The sequence below is a fragment of the Parabacteroides sp. PFB2-10 genome, from assembly GCF_029893085.1.
Taxonomy (GTDB): Bacteria; Bacteroidota; Bacteroidia; order Bacteroidales; family Tannerellaceae; genus QVMG01.
In genome coordinates this window covers 201,695-218,804 of record NZ_JARXWI010000007.1, presented here as the reverse complement: position 1 = coordinate 218,804, position 17,110 = coordinate 201,695, and the positions used below count along the sequence as shown (strand labels likewise).

The 17,110-nt window shown below is 46.1% G+C and carries 14 protein-coding genes; 5 read left to right on the top strand and 9 right to left on the bottom strand.

From position 1 onward, the window contains the following. The 4 genes from M2137_RS08550 to M2137_RS08535 form a co-directional block, all read left to right on the top strand. Positions 1 to 213: hypothetical protein (locus M2137_RS08550; RefSeq protein WP_280766026.1), on the top strand; the 213-nt coding region annotated here is incomplete at its 5' end. A gap of 111 nt (positions 214 to 324) precedes the next feature. Next, the gene (pheS, locus tag M2137_RS08545; protein WP_280766025.1) at positions 325 to 1,344 is read left to right on the top strand and encodes a phenylalanine--tRNA ligase subunit alpha; all 1,020 of its coding nucleotides are present in this window, start codon (positions 325 to 327) and stop codon (positions 1,342 to 1,344) included. Between the two features lie 12 nt (positions 1,345 to 1,356). Next, positions 1,357 to 1,995 carry an endonuclease III gene (gene nth / locus M2137_RS08540; protein WP_280766024.1) on the top strand — a complete coding sequence of 213 codons (639 nt, stop codon included), beginning with the start codon at positions 1,357 to 1,359 and terminating at the stop codon, positions 1,993 to 1,995. Next, on the top strand, positions 1,992 to 2,858 hold the full coding sequence (locus M2137_RS08535) for a hypothetical protein (protein WP_280766023.1): 867 nt from the start codon (positions 1,992 to 1,994) through the stop codon (positions 2,856 to 2,858). The genes nth and M2137_RS08535 overlap by 4 nt, the downstream gene beginning before the upstream one ends. Here M2137_RS08535 and folB read toward each other — a convergent pair. The 9 genes from folB to rpsF form a co-directional block, all read right to left on the bottom strand. Then, entirely contained in the window at positions 2,830 to 3,195 is a 366-nt protein-coding gene (gene folB, locus M2137_RS08530) for a dihydroneopterin aldolase (protein WP_280766022.1), read from the bottom strand. The genes M2137_RS08535 and folB overlap by 29 nt on opposite strands. A 15-nt stretch (positions 3,196 to 3,210) precedes the next feature. Next, positions 3,211 to 5,898: a 4-alpha-glucanotransferase gene (locus tag M2137_RS08525; protein ID WP_280766021.1), complete on the bottom strand. Its 2,688-nt coding sequence runs from the start codon at positions 5,896 to 5,898 to the stop codon at positions 3,211 to 3,213. Between the two features lie 132 nt (positions 5,899 to 6,030). Beyond that, complete coding sequence (locus M2137_RS08520; RefSeq protein ID WP_280766020.1) at positions 6,031 to 8,568, bottom strand: adenosylcobalamin-dependent ribonucleoside-diphosphate reductase; 2,538 nt, start codon at positions 8,566 to 8,568, stop codon at positions 6,031 to 6,033. A 278-nt stretch (positions 8,569 to 8,846) separates the two neighbouring features. Then, entirely contained in the window at positions 8,847 to 10,247 is a 1,401-nt protein-coding gene (gene dnaA, locus M2137_RS08515; RefSeq protein WP_280766019.1) for a chromosomal replication initiator protein DnaA, read from the bottom strand. Between the two features lie 404 nt (positions 10,248 to 10,651). Continuing rightward, positions 10,652 to 11,536, bottom strand: coding sequence for an MlaD family protein (locus M2137_RS08510; protein WP_280766018.1), 885 nt, complete (start codon positions 11,534 to 11,536; stop codon positions 10,652 to 10,654). A gap of 46 nt (positions 11,537 to 11,582) precedes the next feature. After that, positions 11,583 to 12,635 (bottom strand): N-acetylmuramoyl-L-alanine amidase, encoded by a 1,053-nt coding sequence (locus M2137_RS08505; RefSeq protein ID WP_280766031.1) that lies wholly within the window; start codon positions 12,633 to 12,635, stop codon positions 11,583 to 11,585. Positions 12,636 to 12,950: 315 nt separating this feature from the next. Beyond that, positions 12,951 to 13,394: a 50S ribosomal protein L9 gene (rplI, locus tag M2137_RS08500; RefSeq protein WP_280766017.1), complete on the bottom strand. Its 444-nt coding sequence runs from the start codon at positions 13,392 to 13,394 to the stop codon at positions 12,951 to 12,953. Between the two features lie 23 nt (positions 13,395 to 13,417). Then, complete coding sequence (rpsR, locus tag M2137_RS08495) at positions 13,418 to 13,687, bottom strand: 30S ribosomal protein S18 (RefSeq protein ID WP_280751074.1); 270 nt, start codon at positions 13,685 to 13,687, stop codon at positions 13,418 to 13,420. Further along, entirely contained in the window at positions 13,687 to 14,040 is a 354-nt protein-coding gene (gene rpsF, locus M2137_RS08490) for a 30S ribosomal protein S6 (RefSeq protein ID WP_280766016.1), read from the bottom strand. The genes rpsR and rpsF overlap by 1 nt, the downstream gene beginning before the upstream one ends. Positions 14,041 to 14,703: 663 nt before the next feature. Here rpsF and M2137_RS08485 point away from each other — a divergent pair. Next, positions 14,704 to 17,103, top strand: a complete 2,400-nt coding sequence (locus tag M2137_RS08485) for an FtsX-like permease family protein (RefSeq protein ID WP_280766015.1) — start codon at positions 14,704 to 14,706, stop codon at positions 17,101 to 17,103. Positions 17,104 to 17,110 lie beyond the last annotated feature (7 nt).

The window sequence follows — 17,110 nt, the reverse complement described above, 5'->3', positions numbered from 1 at the left end:
TACACAAAACAGAACAAATGTGTGATTTTAAATACATCAAACTACCCCACCATCGCAAGCGATGGTCCACCCCCTTCTTTTCTAAGAAGGGGAGCTTTGGATAGTGATTCCTATAATCTTCACACATTACATTATCTGATCCCTTCTCCTTTCTCCCTTCAATTATTACAATATTTGATGATATTTCCCCTGCAACCCTTGCCGAGCTATTAATTGGCTAAGCTCCCGCAAGGGGACAGGATTATGAGGAAAAAAACAGAGCTATCGATTGTACTCTGAAAAGAAAGGGCTAACTTTGCACGTTAAATAGAAACAGACTTAATCATGCTCGATAAAATCAATGCGCTCCGCCAGGAGGTAGAGAATATTAAAGCGACAACCGCTGAGGAATTGGAAGTATTGCGCATTAAATATGCAAGCAAAAAAGGGGCGATTTCCTCGTTGATGGATGAATTCAGAACCGTTCCGGCGGAACAGAAACGGGAGGTAGGCCAACAATTGAATGCGCTGAAAGAGGCTCTGCAAAATCGTTTAAACGAATTGAAAGAGGGCTTTTCCAACAACCAGACTTCGCATGATGACATCGACCTGACACGCACAGCTTATCCGATCGAGGCCGGCTCGCGCCATCCCCTTTCGATTGTAAAAAAGGAGGTATGCGATATTTTCGCCACCTTAGGCTTTACGATTGCCGAAGGACCGGAGATTGAAGACGACTGGCATGTGTTTACTTCGCTCAACTTTGCCGAAGATCATCCGGCACGTGATATGCAGGACACCTTCTTTATCGGGCATCATCCGGATGTGTTGCTGCGCACGCACACCTCATCGGTGCAGACCCGCGTGATGGAGCAAGGGCAACCGCCTATCCGCATTATCTGTCCGGGACGCGTTTACCGCAACGAGGCTATTTCGTACCGCGCACATTGCTTCTTCCACCAGGTGGAAGCCCTCTATATTGATAAAGACGTATCGTTTGCCGACCTCAAACAAGCACTGCTCTATTTTGCCCGTGAGATGTTCGGAAACGACACACAGATACGCCTGCGTCCTTCCTATTTCCCATTCACCGAGCCTTCTGCCGAAATGGATATCTCTTGTAATATCTGTGGCGGAAAGGGTTGCCCGTTCTGTAAACACACAGGCTGGGTAGAAATTCTCGGTTGCGGCATGGTGGATCCCAATGTGTTGGATAACTGCGGCATCGATAGCAAAGTCTATTCCGGATATGCCTTAGGCATGGGTATCGAACGCATGACCAATCTGAAATACCAGGTGAAAGACCTGCGCATGTTCTCGGAAAACGACATCCGTTTCCTGAAACAGTTCGAATCGGCTCACTAAAACAAATTCATTATGCGCAAATCGGAACGTTATAAAGGCGTTATCGACTGGTTCAACAGGAATATGCCTGTTGCCGAGACCGAATTGCATTATGACGACCCGTTTCAACTGCTTGTTGCCGTGATCCTGTCGGCACAATGCACCGACAAGCGGGTCAATATGATTACCCCCGCCCTGTTTGAAGCCTATCCCACTCCGGAGGTCATGGCGGTGGCAACACCCGAGGCTGTATATGAATATATCCGCAGCGTATCTTACCCCAACAACAAAGCGAAACACTTAGTCGGGATGGCGAAAATGCTGTTGGAAGATTTTGGCGGCGTGGTGCCTTCCGATGTGGATGAATTGCAGAAATTGCCAGGCGTAGGCCGTAAGACGGCGAATGTGATTGCGGCTGTGGTTTATGATATCCCGGCTATGCCGGTCGATACGCATGTGTTTCGGGTGGCCAACCGGATTGGTCTGACAAAAAACAGCAAAACGCCGCTGGAAACAGAAAAAGAATTAGTCAAGAATATCCCCTCCGAACTACTGACCATCGCCCACCACTGGCTTATATTGCATGGCCGGTATGTCTGCCTGGCTCGCAAACCGAAATGCGAGAATTGCGGTTTACAACCCTGGTGTAACCACTTTCTCGGGCAGCAATGAAACGTTATTGGAAAGAGATTGTGTTATCACTGGTGATCGCCTGTGTGGCTGTCTGGTCATTCTGGTATATCTATGACTCGATCCAATGGAATAAGAAGATGGAAGCGACCGATCTGTATACATTGGTCGCCGAAGCACCGGAGCAGATTGTGGCGATAAACCGCCTGCGTACTCCCTGGCATTCGGATCCGCTACAGGTTTTCATCGCGTCGATTCCGGAGATCTACCTCTCGCTTGCCGCAAAAGCGCAGCCCTGTCTACTCTCTTTCCATGCGGACGGTCTTGTTTTATATGCCAAAACAGACCGGAAAAACAAACGGGAGATAGAAAAAACAATCCTGCACCCGCAGTATGGCGCCTATCTGTTGAAGCAGCGGAAAGGCGATATCACCTACACCTATTATCCGGATAAGGGGAATGGCTATTTTGGTTATTTTGTGCAGGAAGGAATTCTGGTGGCCAGTCATAGCCGACGGTTATTAGAAGAGGTGGCCGGAAACCTGGCCGTGCCCAACCCCTCCATTCTGGGAGAGCGGAGTATCGACGAAAATGTACCGGTGAATATCCTCCTGGCGCCGGAGAAGATCGACCTGAGGATCGTTGAAAACGACTCGCTTATCTGGCAAATGCCCCGGGAATGGGTGACAGTCGATCTCTTTGTCAGTGAAAGAAAGAGATGTGTCTACCTGCCGATACCGAAAGAGTCGGTCACCGATTCATTGTTTTATTCGGTCACCGACTCTATCTCTTATCGCTTAGAAAGGCTTTTCCCTTCGCTTGCGTTGGAATCACAACAGACGGAAGACGAGAACTTTCTGTATTATACCGGGTGCTTTACTCCGTATAGGTCTCCCGAAGAATAACGGCAGCACTCTCTACATCGCCGCCAAAGGGGGGCGACATCTTGGATACTTTAACCTCTAAAGCGGTGATCTGCGGGAAAGAGGCTTTCAGGGAGGCGAGGATCCGCCCGCCAACATGTTCCAACAGGCGGGAGGGGATGGTCATTTCACGCTTCACCACTGCAAACACCTCCGCATAATTGATCGTATCTTCCAAAATATCTGTCCGGGTTGCCTCTTCGAGAGGCGCTGTGATTGTCAAATCAACCCTGAAATGGTTGCCCACCTTGCGTTCCTGTTCCATCACGCCGTGGAAGGCGTAGAACTTCATATTGTCAAGTCGTATCTGTGTCGTCATAAGGAATAGGCTTTTTTATCGTCTACCCGATCCGGCAATCAGGGAGATGATCTTTTCGTTGAATGAATCGGCTTCCATCAGCTGCTCCAGGGTGAGATGCATGCGGTAGCGCCAATAGTTATGCGGATCGGCCGGCACATTGATCCGTTCCGACTGGATATCGGGGCTCTTCACCGTGTCGTCCATGGCAAACCAATCCTGAATCGGGATAATGGTCAGCATGGAAGGAGTGGCCAGGTGGTTGGATACGATCTGGGTCGCCAACTCGGAGGAACATTCTTCCGGGGCATTTCCGCCACGTGTCAATACCTGATTGAAGTAACGCTGTATCTTTCCACGGTCCTCTTTCCACCAGTTGCGGATCGGCGTCATGTCGTGCGTAGAGGTGGTGCATACGGAATGGTAAGGAAGGCTCTGCAGATCGGCAAATTCGCGGTGAGGAGTTTTGGGCATTCGCTCGATCTCCAGGCTGAATATCTGCAGGCGGTTCATCACTTCCGGCACCGACTGGGGGATCATACCCAGGTCTTCGCCGCACACCAGCATATCGGTTGAAGAGACAAGTGGCGCCAAGCGGTTCATCGCATGCACCTTCCAAAAGCCATTGTGGCGGTGATAGAAGAAGTCCCAGTAGAGTTGATAGAAGGCGTACCGGTCGGATCCGCTCAATTCCTGGTAGGCAAAGGAGCTCGAAGCCGATATGCGCGGATGGAATTTATGCGTCTCCCGGGGATCACGCAGGAAGAGCACTTCCGTCGCGATGGTATACAATCCTTCCCGGATACGCATAGAGGCCACGTCGAACTTGTCACGAAACAGTTCTTTGATCTTACGCTGCGTATCACAAAAAGGCTTCAGCGTCAGATAATCGGCATCCACCTGAGCCAGGTAGGTGCTTTCTACTTCATCCGCCCAGTCGTCGAACAGGAGTTCCAGATGTTTGCGGTGGATGTAAGGAGTGGTGTAGCGTTGCTCGTCAAACCAGAGGCCATAATGCTCGATATCCTCTTTGGTCAGGGGCAAAGCCGGACTGAAATGGCCACATAGGCCTTGAATATGATCCAAAGGAATCTCCCAGATGCGGAAGAAACCCAGGATATGATCAATGCGGAAGCAATCGAAATAGTCGCCCAGCTTCTGAAAGCGCTTCTTCCACCAGGCGTAGTTATCGCGTTCCATCACCTCCCAGTTGTAGGTCGGAAAGCCCCAGTTCTGCCCGATCGTAGAGAAGTCGTCGGGCGGAGCGCCGGCCTGGCCATCCATATTGAAGTATTGCGGATCGGTCCATGCCTCGATGCTGGTGCGACTCACCCCGATAGGTAGGTCACCCTTCAGGACTACGCCGTTCTTATGCGCGTAATCCGATACCGATTTAAACTGGATATGCAACAGGTATTGGAGGAAATAAGAAAAAGATATTTCCGGCCACGCCTCGCTTTCGGGTGAACAAAGACGGCTGATTCGCTTCTTGTTGTAAACAGCATCATTGCCCCAGTCGTTGAAATCAGAGGTTTTATACTGATCACGCAGGTAGCTATAGGCAGCATAAGGAACCAACCAGCTTTCGTTCTCGGCCAGGAAGCGGTGGAAAGCCGGCTCATCAAACAAGGCATTGCCCTCCTGTTCGACATATTCCCGGCACCAGGCGATTTTATATTGGTTGACCTGTTCGTAGTCGACGGTCGCACTTTCGTTTAATTCCTTCCGGATCGCTTCGTAATAGGCTACCCTGGCCGGGTCTTTCAACTTCCCAACCCAAGGCAAACAGATATACATCGGATGCAAGGCAAAAACAGAGATGGCGCTATAAGGATAGGAATCGCGCCAGGTATGCGTCGTGGTTGTATCGTTCATCGGCAGAACCTGGATAAAACGCTGATGGGTTAATTTTACCCAATCGACTAATTTGTGTAGATCACCCAGGTCGCCTACTCCGAAACTGTCTTCGGAACGAAGCGAGAAAACGGGAATTACCGTTCCGGCACAGCGCCAGAGTGGCAGATCGTCGCGGAAGTGAATACCGGAAACAACAAAGGTCTCGCCCTTTTTCTGCGCAGGCAGATCCAGAGAACGGTTCTCACCTGTCTCCCAGTATGCCGGTTGTTGTATGTCATTGTCCCAAAGGATAAATTTATATTCCAGCGGGTAGGTGATCTGTGTTGCATCCAGATGGATCTCCCACTCCGGAAAGGTGTCACAACTAAGCCGCATAGCCTTATGCGGATCCCAGTCGCCCAAGAAAGATTGATTCCCTACAATAGCAACGCTTTGGTGTTTCTCTACCTTTGGGGCAGATACCTTTATGGTAAGCTGCTTTCCGCTCCGCACAATCCGTTCGTAGGTGTTGCAGGGATGTGCAAAAAGGCTTTGGGTAAAAGCAGAGGTATAAAAGGCCAGGTCAAGAGGCTTTGTTTGCCAATAATCAAACAAGGTATATTCTTTGGAGGAGGCATCCAGTTCTACCCGGTGGTTCTTCTCCCATTCTTCAAATATCTGTTTGTCGTTGACGCAAAGGCAATAGCGGTATTCTATGGTTTTTACATCTGAAGGAACATCGAGCTGCAAGCGCCAATTACCGTCGCCGACATAATACATCTCTTTGGCTAAGGCAGATTGCCAGGTGCCCAATTGGGGAATGGAACCGACTATACATATCTTCTGCCCCCAGACCGTGTGGAAATTTATCTGAAAGGTAATCTTCATGGCACTGTGTTTTAGTGTGTGACATCGAAAGTACAAATATACGCAAAAGAAAGAGAGTGAAAACGTAAGTATTCATCCGTTGAATACCGCAAACGTTTTCACTCTCTCGTTTCTTCTATCCGAAAGGAGGCGTTATCCGCACTTGGAAGCGCCGCAATTGGTGCAGATCAGACAGCCTTCCTGGTAGATCAATGTTTCATATCCGCAGTTCGGGCATTTCTGTCCTTTCACTTCTGCTCCATTGGGCAGGTATTTTTTCAATGCACGTTCCACCCCATTCTTCCAGGTATTGATGGATTCGCTGTTGAGTTCCATGCCCTGAACCAATTTGATTACCTGATCGATCGGCATGCCATAGCGCAATACTCCGGAGATCAGTTTCGCGTAGTTCCAGTATTCCGGGTCAAACTTGCCGTCCAATCCTTCGATGGTCATCTTATAACCACGCTTATTGCGGAACTGGAAGTCATAGTGTTTGTCGCCATCATCGTCGTAGCTCTTGATGATATATCCCTTATTCACGTTTTTGGGTAGCATGATACCTTCGTCATCATCGGCCAAACCGGTAAAGATTTCATACGGACGACCGTTCAATAAGCCCACGAAGGCAATCCATTTCTCGCGGTTGTTTTGGAATTTCACCACATCGGCCTCCAGAATGCGCGGGCGGGTAGCTACAATCACCGGCGGTTCCATGCAGTCGCAATCATCCTTTTTCTTGTCGCTGGCCGATACCAATACGCCCGAACGTGAACCGTCACGGTAAACCGTACAGCCCTTACATCCGCACTTCCAAGCCTCGATATACAGCATATTCACCAGCTCTTCCGTTGCATCTTCCGGCAGGTTGATCGTCACACTGATGGAGTGATCCACCCATTTCTGTATACGACCCTGCATGCGCACCTTCTGCAACCAGTCGACATCGTTGGAGGTCGCTTTATTATAAGGTGATTTTTCGATCAATTCATCGATCTCTTCCTGGCTGTATTTCTTGGTTACCGGATAACCATTTGCCTGCATCCAGGTCACAAACTTATGATGGAATACGATATATTCTTCCCAGGAGTCGCCCGTCTCATCGACGAAATCAACACGAACAGACGCATCATTCGGATTCACCTTGCGGCGACGCTTGTAAACAGGCAGGAACACCGGTTCGATACCCGAGGTGGTCTGCGTCATCAGGCTGGTGGTGCCGGTAGGCGCGATGGTCAGACAGGCAATATTCCGGCGACCATACTTCACCATATCGTCATACATGGTCGGATCTTCCGCACGCAAACGCTGGATAAACGGATTCTTCTTTTCGCGTTTCGCATCAAATATTTCAAACGCTCCGCGTTCTTTTGCCATTGTTACGGAAGAACGATAAGCCGCCAAGGCAAGCACTTTCTGTACCTCTTCGGCACATTCGGTCGCCTCTTCTGTGCCATAACGCAGCCCCAGAGCAGCGATCATATCACCTTCAGCCGTGATGCCGACACCTGTACGGCGGCCTTGCAGCGTTTTCTTCTGTATCTTCTCCCACAAATGGCGTTCTGTTTGCTTCACTTCCTGATATTCCGGGTCGGAATCAATCTTTTCCAGAATTTTTTCAATCTTCTCCGATTCCAGATCGATGATATCATCCATGATCCGTTGTGCCAATTCCACATGTTTTTTGAACAGATCGTAATCGAAATAGGCCTCGGGAGTGAATGGATTCACCACATACGAATAGAGATTGATAGCCAACAGGCGGCAGCTGTCATACGGACAAAGAGGAATCTCTCCGCAAGGGTTGGTCGATACGGTGCGGAAACCCAGATCGGCATACGAATCAGGCACCGACTCTTTCAGGATAGTATCCCAGAAAAGAACGCCCGGCTCGGCTGATTTCCAGGCATTGTGAATGATCTTCCCCCAGAGTTCCGAGGCATCTACCTCTTTTACGGTCGTGGGGTTCTCCGAATCGATAGGATATTGTTGCTTGTAGCTCGTTCCGTTTACGACAGCATTCATGAAGTCGTCGTCGATCTTCACTGATACATTGGCACCGGTCACTTTTCCCTCTGTCATTTTCGCGTCGATAAACGACTCCGAATCGGGATGTTTGATCGATACACTCAGCATCAAAGCGCCCCGGCGTCCGTCCTGAGCCACCTCGCGAGTCGAGTTCGAATAGCGTTCCATAAACGGAACCAATCCGGTAGAGGTCAAGGCCGAATTCTTTACGGGTGAACCTTTCGGGCGGATATGAGAGAGGTCATGACCTACTCCGCCCCGGCGTTTCATCAATTGCACCTGTTCCTCGTCGATGCGGATGATTGCGCCGTACGAGTCGGCCTGGCCATCGATCCCGATCACAAAACAGTTGGATAGAGAGGCAATCTGGTAATCGTTACCAATACCGGTCATAGGGCTTCCCTGCGGTACGATATAACGAAAACGATCAAAAAGATCAAAAAGCTCCTGCTCGGTTAACGGATTAGGATACTTCTTTTCTACACGGGCAATTTCTGATGCCAAGCGGCGATGCATGTCTTCCGGTGATTTCTCATAGATATTACCAAATGCATCTTTCAGCGCATATTTGTTTACCCACACTTTAGCGGCCAGTTCGTCGCCGGTGAAATAGTCAATTGAAGCTTTAAAGGCTTCGTCAAAAGTAAAAGTTGTTTGAACCACGGTTGTATTTTTTATGTAATAAGCGTATGCAGATTGTTTAACAATGCAAGGTTAGTAATTGTTCGACACTTACACAAATTATTCTCTTGTAAAAACCCTCATTGTTGAAAAGTTTTCCAAAACAAACAAAACCAACATTGATATTCAGATGTTTACGTTTTTTATGAAAATAAAAAGTTTTCCAAAAAGAAAATCACACAAAACAGGAAGGTTTGCAAAACGAATAAAAAAAGAGCGCCTCGCGGGCGCTCTTTTTTTATTCGTTTTGCAAAAGTAAATTATTTTTTTAGCAACGACTCTATCTCTTCGACCGAAGAGCGGAACGATTTATTTATTTCAATCTGATCTTTGATTGTTTTGCAAGCATGCAACACGGTCGCGTGATCCTTTTTTCCCACAATCTTTCCAATGTGCGAGAAAGAACAGTCGGTATATTTCTTTGCCAGGTACATGGCGATCTGACGCGCTTGAACGATTTCCCGTTTGCGTGAATTGGTTTGAATAAGCGATATCTCCAGATTGAAATAATCACAAACCACTTCTTGTATCTGCTGTATGGACAACTGTTTTTTCTCCAGTTTCACATTCTGGCTGATAACCCGTCGTGCCAGCGACATATCGATCTCCCGGTTGTTGATCACCGCGTGAGCCATCAACGAAACAAGCACACCCTCCAGATCGCGCACATTATCGCTTACATTCTCGGCAATAAAATGAAACACCTCATCCGGCATATGAATACTTTCCTGACGGATTTTATGCAATAATATTTTCTTGCGAAGTTCCACATCAGGACGCTTCATCTCGGCAGTCAACCCCCATTTCATACGGGTAATCAAACGCTCTTCAATCCCTTGTAAATCAGCCGGAGCCTTATCGGAAGTAAGCACTAATTGCTTGCCCAGTTGATGCAAGTGATTGAATATATGGAAGAAGGTATTCTGGGTCTTCTCCATGCCGATCAGCTCCTGAATATCATCGAGCAACAACACATCTATGTTTTGATAGAAATTCAGGAAATCATTGGTCGTATTCTTGCGAATAGCATCCGTATATTGGATACGGAAAAGATGAGAAGAGACATACAACACCTTTTTCTCGGGACATAATTCGCGGATACGCCCGCCTATTGCATGGCATAGATGCGTTTTGCCTACACCCGAGGGGCCATACAAAAACAAGGGATTATAGGTTGTCTTACCCGGATTCTTCGCCACCTCTTCTGCCGCGGTACGCGCCAAGCGGTTGCTGACTCCTTCGTAAAAATTATCAAAAGAATATTTGGGATTAAGCTGTGGATCCAGGTCCTGAGGTGCCGACTGCGCAAAAGGATTTGGCGCCTTGGTCAACTCTTTGGATGTTTTTGCAGAAGGCAATGCCGTCCCGTTAGCTGCCGGATAATCAACCGTTCCCCCGGGTGTTTTATCTACCACCTTTACCCGGTAGCACAAAAGCGTATCCGGTCCCATCACGCGATGTATCGTAACGCGCAAGACGTCTACATATTTCGCTTCCAGGAATTCATAAAAAAACGAACTCGGTACCTGTACCGTAAATTTATTATCGTCGTACGACAGGGGGACAATTGGAACAAACCAAGTGGCGTAAGCAGATTCAGGAACGATGTCCTTTATGATGTCAAGGCATTTACTCCATAATATGTTGTGATTATTCTGCATTTCTTTGTAGTTTCCCTAACTTTCTATTTTTGTTTTTTAGCTGAGCAAAGTTGAGCAATTATTTCGGAAAAAAAAAGACAACAAAATGCTTGTTAATTTTGCATATTAATATTCTGTTTAATTTCAGGCAGTTACAAGGAATAGTCTGACAGACAACAATTTAAAGTAAACCGGGAAAAACCTTTCACCGTAAATCAGCCGACTCGGAGGTTCTTCTCTTACTGAAAAACTTCCTCTTTTAGTCGGATATTTTCTTACTTCGCTTTATCATAGGCAGTTAAGCCTAATGAGAAAAAAAACAATAGAAATTCTGTTAATTAGAACCATTCTAAATAAACCTTCTGTATGCTTTTATATTGAAAGGCTACAGTCTATGGTCGGACAACAAATTTCCCCCGACAAAGTTAGAAAAGGGAGAAGTGTACGTACCTTTTGGGGTTCTCTTTCAGGTCTTGTAATAAAATAGCGGCGTTAGCCGATGTCTGGTTTAGATTGTCGTATAATTTTGTATCGTTCAGTAGCAGCCCTAAGCTGTTCTCCGGCGAGTTTAATTTCTCGGTCGTCACCTTCAGGTTAGCCAATGTCTGATTGATATCGGCAAACAGTCCCCGGTAGTCAAGCTCATTAAACTCTTCGCTTACAGAGACAAAATTATCCGAAATCGTTTTCAGGTTGCCGACAATAAGTGGAACATCTTTATTCAATAAGTTATTCAGCTGCTTCGTTGACAACTCCAGGTTGTTTGTCGTACGTTCGATCTGGGTCAGCGATTGGGACAAGGCAGGATGGTTTACAATTGCCTGCAGGCCGGCCAGGATCGAATCGATCTTAGGAAGCAGATCCACCACACCCGGCAGCACCTCTTCCTGCAACGACGACATCATATCCCCCTCCAGACGTCCTTCAATAAAGGAACCGGATTTCATAAATTCAGATGTGTATTTGTTCAGATGCAGGCAAAGGTCTGCGCCACCCAGCAAACTTTTGGAAATGGTGATATAACTGTCTTTGTTGACCTTCATTTCTTTGTCAAGGCTTACTTCTACAATAATCTTGTCTACCGTCGAGTAGTCATACCTGATAGAGCGTACCAATCCGACCTTAAAGCCTTCCACATAGACCGGGCTCGATATCGTCAGATCCTTTACATTATTAAATGTGACAAAATAGTGGTTGACCGGTTTAAAGAGATTGATCCCTTTCAGATAGTTTATACCTATATATAATAGTATAAGGCTGACCAGTGTCACCAATCCGATCTTCGCTTCTTTTGTAAATGCGTGTTTCATCTTCTCTATTTCTTTTTTTCGAATTATTATTTACTTCTTATTTCCGTTATTTCACCTTCTTGCCATCCTTGAAAGAGATGATGAAGGCATCTTTAAAATCTTTTATCAGGTTTCGGCGAATCGTGCGTATCTCCTCCATACTGGTTGATTCACCATACGTATATTTATACATTCCATTCTCAACGTAAAAATCCACGTTCTTATATCCCTTCAGCTCCTTGGCATTCGAAGCCAGTTTCTTGTTGGAGGCAACAATTTGTACTTTATATACCACCTGACCGGCATGAGCGGTTGAAGGGGTTTCCGTAATTTCTTTCCGGGACGTAGCCGCATCCGCAGGCAATCCCCCCTGCTTACGGTCGTATTCGCGTTTGTATTTCACAAAAGCATCATAAATAGCCTTAGCCAACTGATTCTGTCCCTGTGCCGATTTCATATATTGCTCTTCGGCAGGGGTGGATATATAGCCTAATTCAATCAGTACGCTCGGCATACTGGTTTTCCGCAATACCAAAAAGCCGGCTTGGCGAACACCCCGGTCAACCCGCTTGCATGCCACAAAGCCCTTTTGAATCTCAGAAGCAAAAGAGATACTCTGCTCCATGTGCTTATTCTGCATAAACTCAAAGATGATGTAAGATTCCGAGGATTTCGGGTCGAAGCCTTCATACTTTTGCATATAGTCGTCTTCCAACAATATGGCAGAGTTCTCCATCATCGCCACGCGAAGGTTTTCTTCTGTCCGAGCCAATCCCAGCGTATAGGTTTCCGTACCCCGGACACTTCCTTTGGCCACCGCATTGGTATGAATCGAGATAAATAGGTCGGCTTTATATTTATTGGCGATATTGGCGCGTTCGTTCAGGTCGATAAAACGATCCCGGTCACGTGTGTAAACTACTTTTACATCCCCATACGAGTCTCCAATCAATTTCCCCAGTTTCAAAGAGACAGCCAGATTGATATCTTTCTCTTTGGCAGTAGCCCCCACGGCTCCCGGATCCTTCCCGCCATGGCCCGGATCGATCACGACAGTAAAGACTTTATCCTGCCCGGCGCTTCTCTGTGCTGGGAAGAACAAAAACAATACAATCAGCATATGTACACACAAAAGTTCTTTGACTGCCACGATTACTTCCTGTTTACAACCAGTGGCAAATGTAACTCTTTTTCATGAATCTACGGGCAGGTGGCGTTTACTTCCCGTTTTTTTGTAGGTGAAATATTAATCGTCATAGACTGAAAAACAAGATTTCTTGTTTTTGCAGAAAAGAGCTCAAATTTTGTAAGTCATTGATTTAAGCTGCGATGGGGAAAGCGCTTGCTTATGCTCCCTCAAGAGCAGAAATACAATACAAAAAAAGAGCGATCCCTTCCCGGGTCGCTCTTTGTGTTTTGTATCGTTTGTCGTAATTTATTCAGAAACTACTTCAAAAGGAATTTCTACGGCTACCTCTTTGTGAAGCTTCACTTTTGCCGAATAACTTCCTACCTCTTTCACCGCGTCTTTCACGGAGATGCTCTTGCGATCGATTTCAAAGCCAAGCTTTTCCAATGCTTCAGCGATCTGAATGTTGCTTACAGAACCAAAGATAGTACCCGTAGAGCTTGTTTTTGTTCCGATAGTCAGTGATACACCTTCTAATTTCGCAGCCAATGCTTCAGCGTCTTCTTTGATCTTCGCCAGCTTATGAGCGCGTTGACGGAGATTCTCTGCCAATACTTTTTTTGCCGATTCGGAAGCGATCACCGCTTTGCCCTGGGGGATTAGAAAGTTACGTCCGTAACCGCTCTTTACTGTTACGATATCGTCTTTGTAGCCTAAGTTTGCTACATCTTCTTTCAAAATAACTTGCATATTCTGTCTCCTCTCTTTTAAAATTATTTCATTAAATCGGTTACATAAGGCAGCAGTGCCAGGTGGCGTGCTCTTTTCACAGCCTGTGCTACGCGACGTTGGAATTTCAAAGAAGTTCCGGTGATACGACGAGGAAGGATCTTGCCCTGCTCGTTCAGGAATTTCTTCAGGAATTCAGGATCTTTGTAATCGATATACTTGATGCCACTTTTCTTGAAACGGCAATATTTTTTCTTTTTTACATCCACGGAAGGGGGTGTCAAATATCTGATTTCTGATGGAGCTGCCATGATTAATTTTCTTTTACTGTTTCTTTAGATGCTTTCAAATTTCTTCTCTTCGCTGCGTATTCAGCTGCGTATTTATCCTGACGGAAAGTCAGGAAACGGATTACCCGTTCGTCACGACGGAATTGAATTTCCAGTTTCGCAATGGTTTCAGGCTTCGCTTTAAACTCAACCAACTGATAAAAACCAGTCGTTTTCTTGGCGATAGGATACGCCAGCTTGCGCAATCCCCAGTTCTCTTCATTCACAATTTCTGCCTCTTCTTTTTTGAGGAAGTTTGTGAACTTTTCTACTGCTTCCTTCATCTGAGCGTCAGATAAAACGGGAGTTAAAATGAAAACAGTTTCGTAATTGTTCATAAACACTGTTGTTAATTAGATTATTAAATAAAATTTTAGCGGGGCAAAGGTAGGGATTTTATCCGGACAAACAAAAAAGTTTTTGTGTTTTTCTTTTTGATTTTGTCCATTATCCTATTTTGTATCATTGAGCGAATGACAACGGGACGATCACGCTGAGGGCAACTCTTTCATTTTTTCAATTCGCCAGATCGCCCGAAGAATAGCGAGTAGCTTCTTAAATGTTAAAATATGGATTGTAAGTAAAATGGCTGTTTTGCTTACAAATCCATACGTTAAAAAGTGTTTCTCCCGGGAGTTTGTCTCCAAAGTCCCGCCTTTTTGCGCGCAAAGTCCTTCCGAAATTACAAATCGTAAATTGGGGGTTTCGCTGGAAATGGGTAAATTAACATTAGTTTACATTTTATTGGATGGCCTAATCGTTACATAACGAAGCGAGAGCCTTCCACTTCTTTCCAACTTAAAGGTTTGCTAAAGGCCAAATGATACCCCCGAATCGCTATTTTGTGCGTAGTCGCACACTTATCGTGCGGTGTTGCACAACTAAAAAAATCGCTTATTTTTGTTTCTTGTTGTTATTCAAACACTTGCGGGTATGGCACGTAATTTGAATATGTTTACACAGATTGCCTATATAAAACAAAGAAAAAAATAGTTGACAGAATGAAAATAATACTACTGGCGCTCCGTTCCCTGACCCGTACCCGGCTCTATTCCATTGTTAACATATTGGGATTATCCCTTTGTTTGATCTGTGTGGTTGTTATCAGTCGTTATATCTATGGCGAACTGACGGTAGACCGGTTTAATCAGAAGCTGGATCGGATTTATATCACCCATCAGGAGGATAGTAATAACCCCGGTAAGTCTCGTTTTCATGGTATTGAGAACCGTAACAGGGAGAAGAACTTTAGGGATATGTCGGAACATCCCGGCGTGGAACGCCATACGCTGTTTTATACCTTTACTGATATGGAGGTGAAGAGCAGTGATAAAGCCTTAAACAGCCTCACCGTTGTTGTCGACACCAACTTTCTGCAAATACTGGATTATCCGGTCATTATGGGGCAGGCTAATATCTCTCGTCCCGAGGATGCGTTTATCACCGAAGAGTTTGCTCAAAAGATGTTTGGCAAAGAGAATCCGATTGGTAAAAGTCTGGAATATAGTTCGTTGGGTAAGCATGTGACAGTTGCCGGGGTGATCGGAAAATCGGTGATGAAGAGCACGATCCGGTTTGATATGTTGATCTCTTCGGATATAAGTTCTCATTGGAGTCGGGCAGGGCAAAGCCTGTTGTTGCTTTATCCGGGGGTGGATTACAAAGATATAAATGCACAATATGACTTTATGTTTATGGAGTCTTGGAAGTATAGTATAAAGCTCCAGTTATTCCCCTATAAAGATCTCTATTTCGAGCAATCGATCGTTGATTATGTTCCGTTTTTGCATGGCAAGCGCACGAATGTGGTTACTTTATCGATGGTCGGTTTTCTTATACTATTGATAGGAGTAGTCAATTTTATCAATATATACACCGTGGTGGTGATGCGCCGCGGGCGTGAGTTCGGCATGAAAAAGGTGTTTGGAGCCGAAGGGTTCTGGGTCTTTTTTCAATTGTTTATAGAGAATTTTGCGATGATCCTCTTTGCCCTTCTTATTGCGCTGGGGGTGGCAGAGGTATTGAATCCTTTCGTCAAAAACGTGTTGGGTTTCGACCAATTACCTTATCGCTCGTTCGATTTGATGTTGTCTTTGAGTATTCTTTTCGGGTTGCCGCTGGTAACCACTATTTTCCCATTCTTGCGTTATAATTATTCGGCGCCGGTCTCTTCGCTCAAAGATGTGACAGTCGGAGGCGGGGCGCACTTTTCCCGGCGTATTTTTTTGATGATTCAATATGTGGCTACGTATGGAATGATCATCCTTTCCCTGTTTTTTGTCTGCCAGTTGTATTTTATGTTGCAGGCAGACCCGGGCTACCGGGTACAGGATGTGATTAAGGTGCCTTTCCTGCGCGAGATGACCTCCTACGCAAGCCAGGGAGATGATGCCTGGGAAGAAGAGAAGCGTTTATACGACGAGATACGACAGAAACTGGATGCTTCCCCCTTGATTCTGAACTGGACGAATGCAGGAACTCCGAATAGGCAGAATAATAGGGGTTTTGACTTTCGCCTCGAGGGAGGAGAACTAAAACCGATGGCACTATTTGATGCCGATGAACGCTGGTTGAAACTCTTTGAGGTAGAATTGCTGGAAGGGCGGTTGTTTGATGATCAAGAGGATAGTTTTTATGGCTACAACCTGATTGTTGGCGAATCGGCCCTGAAGCAATTCGGCATTACCGACTGGCAAACCCAGGGACTTCAGCCTTATCAACGGATATGGTTGATCGCGGGACGTGAGGAAGAGATGAAGACCAACCCGGCTTATAAGATTGTAGGGGTAATAAAAGATATATATACCTCCCATCTTTCGGAGACACAACATCCTGTGGCTATCTATTATTCGGGAGGAGGAGGGCTTTATGAACCGGTTGTGGCCTCTTTTGCCCCCGAACGCCGGAAAGAGGTGATTGCCTTTATGCAACAATTGCATGCGGAGACGGTTGGTGGAGAGTTTACCTATAGCTTCCTGGAAGATGAGGTGGCGGCGGTTTACAAAGAAGATAAAAAGATAGCCCTTATCTATTCACTCTTCACGCTGATTGCTATTATTATCTCTTCCTTGGGCTTGTTTAGTATGTCGCTTTTCGATGTGCAACAACAGCGGAAGAGTATCGCCATCCGTAAGGTGAATGGGGCAACCACACGGGAGATTATCCGGATGTTGTTGAAGCGATATATTGTTTTATTGGCTGTTTCGTTTGTTGTTGCTTTGCCTGTTTCCTGGCTGATCATACAAAACTATCTGAAAGACTTCGCCCATAAAGCGCCCGTTTCCTGGTGGATTTTTGCGGTGGCACTATTAATCACCTGCAGCGTATCCCTACTCACTCTTGTCTGGCAGATACGCAAAGCGGCAGAAACCAATCCGGCGGAGGCTATTAAAACAGAATAATTTAGAA